The following is a 246-nucleotide window of genomic DNA, read 5'->3' on the forward strand; positions in this document are numbered from 1 at the left end:
GCCATGCTAGGTTCAGTCGGCCTTGCCGTAGCGGTCGCTGGCGCTTCAAGTGCAAAAGCAAATCAGACTGCCGCAAATATGGGCGGCATCCACGCTATCCCCGAACTGGCTCCGCATTGGAAGCAGCTCGATCTCGCTGAAATCCTCTCGCGTCCGGCCGCATATTGGTCAGTTTGCCAGAACAAGGCCTGCTACGATCCTGGCGGCGTGCAGGCTGCAGAGGGGCACCGCGAGCGACGGCGCCTT

The 246-nt window shown here is 61.4% G+C and carries 1 protein-coding gene; it reads left to right on the plus strand.

Annotated features, from left to right (window positions below; all coding sequences use genetic code 11):
- Nucleotides 1-246 (plus strand): hypothetical protein (locus KVS69_RS20180; protein ID WP_217540041.1); only part of this gene is annotated, 246 nt, incomplete at both ends.

The sequence above is a fragment of the Stenotrophomonas sp. GbtcB23 genome (genome assembly GCF_019091045.1).
Classification (GTDB): domain Bacteria; phylum Pseudomonadota; class Gammaproteobacteria; order Xanthomonadales; family Xanthomonadaceae; genus Stenotrophomonas; species Stenotrophomonas rhizophila_A.